The sequence below is a fragment of the Candidatus Colwellia aromaticivorans genome (assembly GCF_003333305.1).
Lineage (GTDB): Bacteria > Pseudomonadota > Gammaproteobacteria > Enterobacterales > Alteromonadaceae > Colwellia > Colwellia aromaticivorans.
This window is the reverse complement of record NZ_QOLD01000087.1, coordinates 1-7,143: the sequence shown is the minus strand read 5'-3', so window position 1 is coordinate 7,143 and position 7,143 is coordinate 1. Positions and strand designations below refer to the sequence as shown.

Genomic DNA, 7,143 nt, shown 5'->3' with positions numbered 1-7,143 from the left:
TTAGTTTATTTAATATTGCTTCTTTAAATTGGCTTGAATGCCTTTGATAGTACACTGTTGTTAACTTACCGCTCCCTGTTTATTTACTAAATTAATTGAGGCGACAACAATCCTGACACAGGGGGATTATTCTCTTGTGTATAAATGTAAGTTCAATGAAATATATTAATGATTTAACTTATCTCAGTCATATTACGCAAACAAAACAAGTGGCTAAAGATAAAAAACAGAAAAACAAATATCGCCAAATAGCATTATTAAAAGAAGATCAATGTTCAGATGAAGTGTCTGAAGAAGTATTAGAAGATTTACCTTTTATAGAAGAAGAAAATGATCGTCGTGCTGGTGGTGATCGACGAAAAACTCAACAAAACCGTGGACGCTATATTGAATCGCGCTTGAAAAAAAACCGCCGTTACAAAAAAGAAGTGTTCCTAGTAATATAGATTATCTGATGTTGCAACCTGTTTAATTCTATAGATAAAAATTCATGTCACTCAATTAAGTGGTTTATTTTTCCCTTTGTTCTGTATAAAAGTAAGTTGCAGTCATGCGTTCTAGTACCATAATAATTAAAGTGTTTGCCTTTATTTCTCTGGCTAAAAAATGATATTTTATTGATAATAGCATTCAATATTATCAATAAAATAAAGACAATCGTTTTATGAGTAAAAAATCTTATGTGGTTTGGAAAGGCGCTAAAACAGGCGTTTTTTCTACTTGGTCAGAAGTTCAAAACCATACTCAAGGACGTTCTGATGCCCAATTTATGGGGTTCCCATCTAAAGCCGAGGCAGAAACAGCCTTTGCCTCGACTTACACTAAAGCCTTGATGAAGCGTTCGTTAGCAAATAAAACTGGTACTCCTAAAAGTACATTAGCTAAAAAATATACTAGCGTTAACGATAATAGTGCTGCCGCTAAAGTGACCGCTGAAATACAAATATACTGTGACGGTGCTTGCTCACCTAATCCAGGTAAATCTGGAACGGGTTTGGCGGTTTATCAACAAGGTAAAATAACTGTACTTTATTACGGCTTATACCAAGCTAACGGCACCAACAATACGGCAGAGTTAAATGGTTTATTATATTCCTTTAAGCTTGCCAAAAAGTATTTAGATAAGGTTGAGCAAGTGCAAGTATTGTCTGATTCTAAATATTCAATTGACTGCATCACCAAGTGGGCTACTGGTTGGAAAAAAAAGGGTTGGACCCGCGGTAAAGGTGAAGAAATAAAAAACGTTGATTTGATCAAAGAGTGCTTTTCGCTATACCAAGAAATCAAGAAAAAATTGATGATCTCTCACGTTAAAGGCCATGCCAATATTGAAGGTAATGAATTATCAGATCGAATGGCCGTGTTAGCCCGTAAACAACAACAAGAATCGTTAATCAAATATCAAGGTGAACTTAATATTAAAGCTATTTTAGCGATGGACTCTGGCTAACAATGGCTATTATTTTATTGATCATAACGCTCATTGTTATTTCTGCCATTTTACTAACTAAAAAGTTTAGTTTACCTCGTAATATCAGCTTACTGTTTATGGCACAGCCTTTGGTTATGTGCTCTGCCCCTATCATTGTTTTTATTGGTGGGTTACTATCAAGTGAATTAACAACTAACACTTCACTTGCTACCTTACCTATTAGTTTAATGATTTTAGGTGTGGCTGCAGGCTCTATACCTGCTGCTATTATTGCTAGATCTAAAGGCAGAAAATTTGCAGTGTTCGCAGGATTTACTTGTCTTTTTGTTGCTTCATTATTCGCGGTTACCGCCACTAAACTAGCCTTGTTTGAATTATTTACCTTTGCCAGCTTCTTATTTGGTATAGGTGGTGCTTTTACGCAACAATTACGGTTTGCTGCAATAGAAAGCACCGACAACGAAGAAGATATCCCTAAAATTTTATCAATTTTAATGTTAAGTGGTGTATTCGCTGCATTTTTAGGTCCTGAAATAGCAGTAACAGCTAAAGAGTGGCTTGTATCCCCTCATGGTTATGCAGGCTCATTTCTTTTGTTAGCTTTTTTCATTGGCTTAGCCGCACTTATCATGGTCTTTTTTAAAGAGCCTGAAATAAAAGAAACATTAAGTAGAGGTGAAGCAAGGCCATTATCAGAGATAGTTAAACAGCCTATTTTTATTATTTCTGTTTGCACCGCTACCATAGGTTATGCGCTGATGAGTTACTTAATGACAGCAACGCCACTGAGCATGCATCATATGCAAGGTCACAGTTTAGTAGAAACAAAATGGGTAATACAAAGTCATATTGCTGCTATGTATATACCTTCTTTATTAACGCCTTGGTTAATCAAAAAAGTAGCTTTAAAAGGTTTATTAAAGCTCGGTAGTGTTATATACATTGCGGTAGCGTTAATCGCTTTTTCTGGTCAAGAAGTGATGCATTATTGGTGGGCATTAATTTTACTAGGTATTGGTTGGAACTTTCTATTTCTAACAGGAACATCAATCTTACCGCAAAGTTATAAAGCTTGCGAACGACATAAAGTACAAGCAACCAACGATTTTATTTTATTTGGTTTCCAAGCATTTGCGTCACTCATGGCCGGTTGGATTTTGTTTGCTGGCGGTTGGAATTATCTGGTATTAAGCAGTTTACCTTTTATGTTTGCCTTGTTAATAGTAAATATTGTTTACCATCGCCATGTAGCTAAAATAAAGTAAGGTAAAATAATGAAGTTAATCATGAAAACTGAGTTTGATAACCTTCGGGACAATGACAACTATTGTTATGATACCGACTCGAATGGCGATAAACAGGTAGTCAAAATTTATTGTGGTGAGTTATTAATTGCCAAAAAAGTGAAAATCAAAAGATCACTTCGCTATTTTGGCATTAACAATTATCAAGAATACTTAACACAAGAAGATTAGATTACGGTAACAGATCACTTTTTCAGCATTGATTTAAGATCCGCAAAAGGGTTATAAGTTGCCGACTCTTGATTAGTATCGCCCGCCTTCACCTCAGTTTCATATTGGGCATGGTCAGTATATTTTGCATGCTCGTAGGTATCACCTCCAAAACAGTACTATTAGATGTCATGTAATAAATATCTACATCATTACCTCTTATAATACAAAGCCTTCAGAACCTTTACTTTTAGTATGTTAATTATTACATACAGATTTATATATACTATTTAATATTAAATAGTTTGCAATTAACTTTAGTAACAGGTCATATTAAAACTGTCAGCATTGGATATGTATTATGACTTAACCGCACATTTAAATGGATCATAAAAATCACTGAACAATAAACCTCATTACCCAAAATGATTTTATCTACTTATATTCATAACCCACTTTTTTATCCTTAACTTTTATTTCAACATTTAAAGTAAGGGTTTAATCATGACAGCTTGGAATAAGGATAAACGTGTAGGTCAGAAGAAAGCATTTAAACTTGAAGAGATTTGGCGCATCAGAATACGGTTAGAAATTGAAAACAAACTAGAACAATTGGCTTTATTCAATTTAGCCATAGATAGTAAGCTTAGATCTTGTGATTTGATCAGCTTAAAAGTTCGTGACATATCATCTTCTTCACTAATTCAATCTCGAGTAATGATAGAACAACAGAAAACTCACAAAGAAGTTCAGTTTGAGATAACACCTAAAACTCAACAATGCCTGAGCCAATGGATTTGCATAAATAAACTATCCCCTTCTGATTTTTTATTTCCTAGCCCAAGGAAAACTGACCGTCATATTTGTTATCACTACTATGCCAATATAGTTAAAAACTGGGTATCGAAACTAGGCTTAGATATAACTCAGTATGGAACACACTCTCTCAGGCGTACTAAGGCATCACTGATTTACGCAAAAACAAAAAATTTAAGAGCGATACAACTACTGCTTGGCCATTCAAAACTTCAGAGTACGATTGAATATTATGATCAGTAGATTGTTATGTTGAGTTGAAACACTAAAGTATTGATATTCTGCCTTCCATCATTAGCTTTCTGAACATAACAAATACATTATGAATTTTCTCGGCGACCAACCGGTGGCCACAACGAGGAGGTTCATCATGAATCCGTCAAATCATCTTTCCAGCCAATTAGAGTCGCTCACCAAACTTGCTTTAGAACAGCTCAAATTGCTTGGTTATAGTAAAAAATCCCTTTTCCGGTACAGAACGACCTGGCGTCACTTTGTTGAATTCGCTCGACAGAAACATATGGTCGATACATATTCGGATGAACTGGCCACTCAGTTTGTTGTAGAAAATATTTTTAAAGATGGTAAAGCGATTAGAGATTTAGAAGGATGGCGGTCACATATGACGTTTAGTATGAAAGTGCTTGGCTGTTTCGTCAAAAATGGACGTATTTTGCGTCCTAAGACTTACATCAAGAATAGTAGTATATCTTGCGCATTTAAAAATGCTTTGAAAGACTATGAACATTACTGTAACGACCGATTACATCTTCGCGCTTCTTCTATTGAATTGCGCATTAAAGAAATTACCAAATTCTTAGAGTTTTTAGATGCAAGGTCGATCCAGTCTTTTAAGCAAGTGAAGCCAATTGACCTATCAGAATTTATTGTCTCAAAAAGCTATATGAAACCAAAAACAGTTTCAAGAATTGTCTCTGATTTACGATCATTCCTAAAATTCCTTTTGCTGCGTGGAAGTGTACTAGAAGACCTCTGTAAGTGCTTACCAAAGATCCGCGTGCCACAAGACTTAACTATTCCATCGGCTTGGGATAACGAACTCATCGTTAAACTTCTAGCGTCTGTTGATCGCAGTTCACCTAAAGGAAAAAGAGATTACGCTATTTTGATATTGGCTTCTCACCTAGGGTTGCGAGTTGGGGATATTAAACTGCTGACGCTGGATAACTTGAAATGGAACACAGAGACCATTGAAATTATCCAATCAAAAACTGAAACGCCATTGAGATTACCCTTAATGAAGGAAGTAGGTGAAGCGTTAATTGATTACTTGAAGTCAGGGCGACCTAAATCGAAGAGTAGAGTACTATTTTTAAAGTTACAACCTCCGTTTGAGCCTTTCGGCGAAAACAATCATCTTCATTACATTGTGAAATATTGGCGGGAGCTGGCAGGCATTCATTTTCACACCAAACAGCATCAAGGTTTGCACTCATTGCGCCACACTCTGGCAACGCGTTTGCTTAAAAAAGAAACTCCTTTCCATATTATTTCGGAAATCCTTGGGCATGCATCGACAACTACCACCATGATTTATGCTAAAGCTGAAGTAGAAAGCTTACGTGGTGTTGCGCTAAATGGCGATGAGGAGGTGAAAGATGAGCGCTAATATCCTTAAAGCGCCTCTACAAAGTATTCTGGCGACGGTAATAATGCAATTTATACAAGAAAAAAAAGCATGTGGTTATCAATACAATGAAGAAATGCGGCAGTTGAGACTGTTTGATCTGTATCTACTCGATGAGGCATTAACTAGGGTTGAATTACCTAGAACAACAGTCAGAAACTGGCTGACTAAACGGCCCCATGAAAGTCCAAGGACACACCAACACAGGGCCAGTATTGTTCGTCAACTTGCGGAATTTATGGTTAGACAGGATCTTTTTGCCTATATACCAGAAAAAGGTACAACAGATAAATGCTCAATAAGCTTTATGCCACATGTTCTTTCTCATGCGGAAGTTCAACGTTTATTTTACGCTGTGGACAACCTGCACCCCACAGCTAGATCACCTCTTCGACATATCGTAATGCCAGAAATATTTCGATTACTCTACAACTGTGGCTTTCGTGTTAACGAAGTATTGAAGCTACGCATTCAAGATGTTGATCTTAACCAAGGGATCATAACAGTTCGACAAGGAAAATTTGGTAAAGACCGCATGGTGCCGCCTGCTTTACCTATCATAAAACGACTTAGAATATTTGATACATACATGAAAAAGGAGAACAAACGTGATTTCTTCTTTACTACATTAAATGGAAGCGCTTGGGGTCATCGTTCAGTTTATCTTATGTTCCGAGAGTTGTTATTAGCATGCGGTATTCCACACTCAGGAAGAGGTGGTGGGCCAAGAGTTCATGATCTTCGCCATACATTTGCTGTACATGCACTAATACGCTGGTACCGGGTAGGTGCAGACATCGATGCCAAATTACCTTTACTAGCAGCTTACATGGGGCATCGTGACGTAAGTGGAACACAACAGTATTTACACCTTACCGCCGAGTTATTCCCGGAAATTAACAAGCGCACTAATTCTGACTTTAATGACGTTATTCCAACGGAGATTTAGACCATGAAACCAACCGATCTATCAGTTCATATCACAAATTTTTTGACGCATTATCTTGCGGGCCAACGAAACCTTAGCCCTAACACAATAAAAGCTTATCGAGACGTATTTACTTTGCTGCTTCGATACTGCCGAGATAAACACAATATCAAATTGGAAAAACTCTACCTTTCAAAAATTGATGCCTCTTTCGTACAAGTATTTTTAGATTATCTAGAAAAAGATAGACATTCGTCTATCAGAACACAAAATCATAGATTGGCTACTTTGCATGCCTTTTTTAGATACATTCAGTCTGAAGAGCCGGATCATTTGCTTCAGTGCCAAAAAATCTTGGCGCTTCCAATGCGGCGACATCCGCGCACTCAAGTCGAATACTTATCCAAAGAATATTTAACAGAGGTGCTTTCCCAGCCAGATTTGTCTACCTTGCTTGGTCGAAGGGATGCTGTTCTTTTGAGTTTGCTTTATGACACAGGAGCGCGTGTCCAGGAACTTGTTGACCTTTCAGTTGGAGATGTTCGACTTGAGTCACCTGCTCAGGTTCGTCTTTTAGGAAAAGGACGAAAAATGAGAGTAGTGCCTTTAATGGATGCAACAAAACAGCTTCTGTACAACTACTTCACAGAAAATAATCTGAATCGACCTGAGTATTTTGATTTTCCACTGTTTCAAAATCGCCTTGGTAATCGTTTAACTCGTTCAGGTGTTCGCTATATCTTGCAGAAATATGTGCAAAATGTACGGAACAAACATTCTGAGTTCACTCAAAAAATAAGCCCTCATAGCTTTAGGCATACAAAAGGTATGCACCTGTTGCAAAGCGGAGTATCACTCGAAATCA

Annotated in this window: 8 protein-coding genes; all 8 read left to right on the top strand. The window is 37.0% G+C overall.

Translation table 11 applies throughout. The features are described from left to right. Nucleotides 1–155: 155 nt before the first annotated feature. On the top strand, nt 156–446 hold the full coding sequence (locus DWA31_RS14290; RefSeq protein WP_114327256.1) for a hypothetical protein: 291 nt from the start codon (nt 156–158) through the stop codon (nt 444–446). Between the two features lie 218 nt (nt 447–664). Next, on the top strand, nt 665–1,450 hold the full coding sequence (locus DWA31_RS14285; protein ID WP_114327255.1) for a ribonuclease H family protein: 786 nt from the start codon (nt 665–667) through the stop codon (nt 1,448–1,450). Between the two features lie 2 nt (nt 1,451–1,452). Further along, the gene (locus DWA31_RS14280) at nt 1,453–2,697 is read left to right on the top strand and encodes an MFS transporter (protein ID WP_114327254.1); all 1,245 of its coding nucleotides are present in this window, start codon (nt 1,453–1,455) and stop codon (nt 2,695–2,697) included. A 9-nt stretch (nt 2,698–2,706) separates the two neighbouring features. Then, entirely contained in the window at nt 2,707–2,907 is a 201-nt protein-coding gene (locus DWA31_RS14275; protein ID WP_114327253.1) for a hypothetical protein, read from the top strand. Nucleotides 2,908–3,390: 483 nt separating this feature from the next. Next, a complete protein-coding gene (locus DWA31_RS14265) occupies nt 3,391–3,945 on the top strand; it encodes a tyrosine-type recombinase/integrase (protein WP_114327252.1) in 555 nt (184 codons plus the stop codon). Between the two features lie 127 nt (nt 3,946–4,072). Beyond that, nucleotides 4,073–5,332 carry a site-specific integrase gene (locus DWA31_RS14260; RefSeq protein ID WP_168427356.1) on the top strand — a complete coding sequence of 420 codons (1,260 nt, stop codon included), beginning with the start codon at nt 4,073–4,075 and terminating at the stop codon, nt 5,330–5,332. A 94-nt stretch (nt 5,333–5,426) separates the two neighbouring features. After that, nucleotides 5,427–6,299: a tyrosine-type recombinase/integrase gene (locus DWA31_RS14255; RefSeq protein ID WP_210725607.1), complete on the top strand. Its 873-nt coding sequence runs from the start codon at nt 5,427–5,429 to the stop codon at nt 6,297–6,299. Nucleotides 6,300–6,302: 3 nt separating this feature from the next. Continuing rightward, the coding region (locus DWA31_RS14250) for a tyrosine-type recombinase/integrase (protein ID WP_114327249.1) at nt 6,303–7,143 on the top strand (841 nt) is incomplete at its 3' end.

What these genes read in the sequence shown, in the direction of transcription:
- DWA31_RS14265 (WP_114327252.1), top strand. Translation starts at nt 3,391, where the DNA reads ATGACAGCTTGGAATAAGGATAAACGTGTAGGTCAGAAGAAAGCATTT.
- DWA31_RS14290 (WP_114327256.1), top strand. Translation starts at nt 156, where the DNA reads ATGAAATATATTAATGATTTAACTTATCTCAGTCATATTACGCAAACA.
- DWA31_RS14280 (WP_114327254.1), top strand. Translation starts at nt 1,453, where the DNA reads ATGGCTATTATTTTATTGATCATAACGCTCATTGTTATTTCTGCCATT.
- DWA31_RS14275 (WP_114327253.1), top strand. Translation starts at nt 2,707, where the DNA reads ATGAAGTTAATCATGAAAACTGAGTTTGATAACCTTCGGGACAATGAC.
- DWA31_RS14260 (WP_168427356.1), top strand. Translation starts at nt 4,073, where the DNA reads ATGAATCCGTCAAATCATCTTTCCAGCCAATTAGAGTCGCTCACCAAA.
- DWA31_RS14255 (WP_210725607.1), top strand. Translation starts at nt 5,427, where the DNA reads ATGCGGCAGTTGAGACTGTTTGATCTGTATCTACTCGATGAGGCATTA.
- DWA31_RS14285 (WP_114327255.1), top strand. Translation starts at nt 665, where the DNA reads ATGAGTAAAAAATCTTATGTGGTTTGGAAAGGCGCTAAAACAGGCGTT.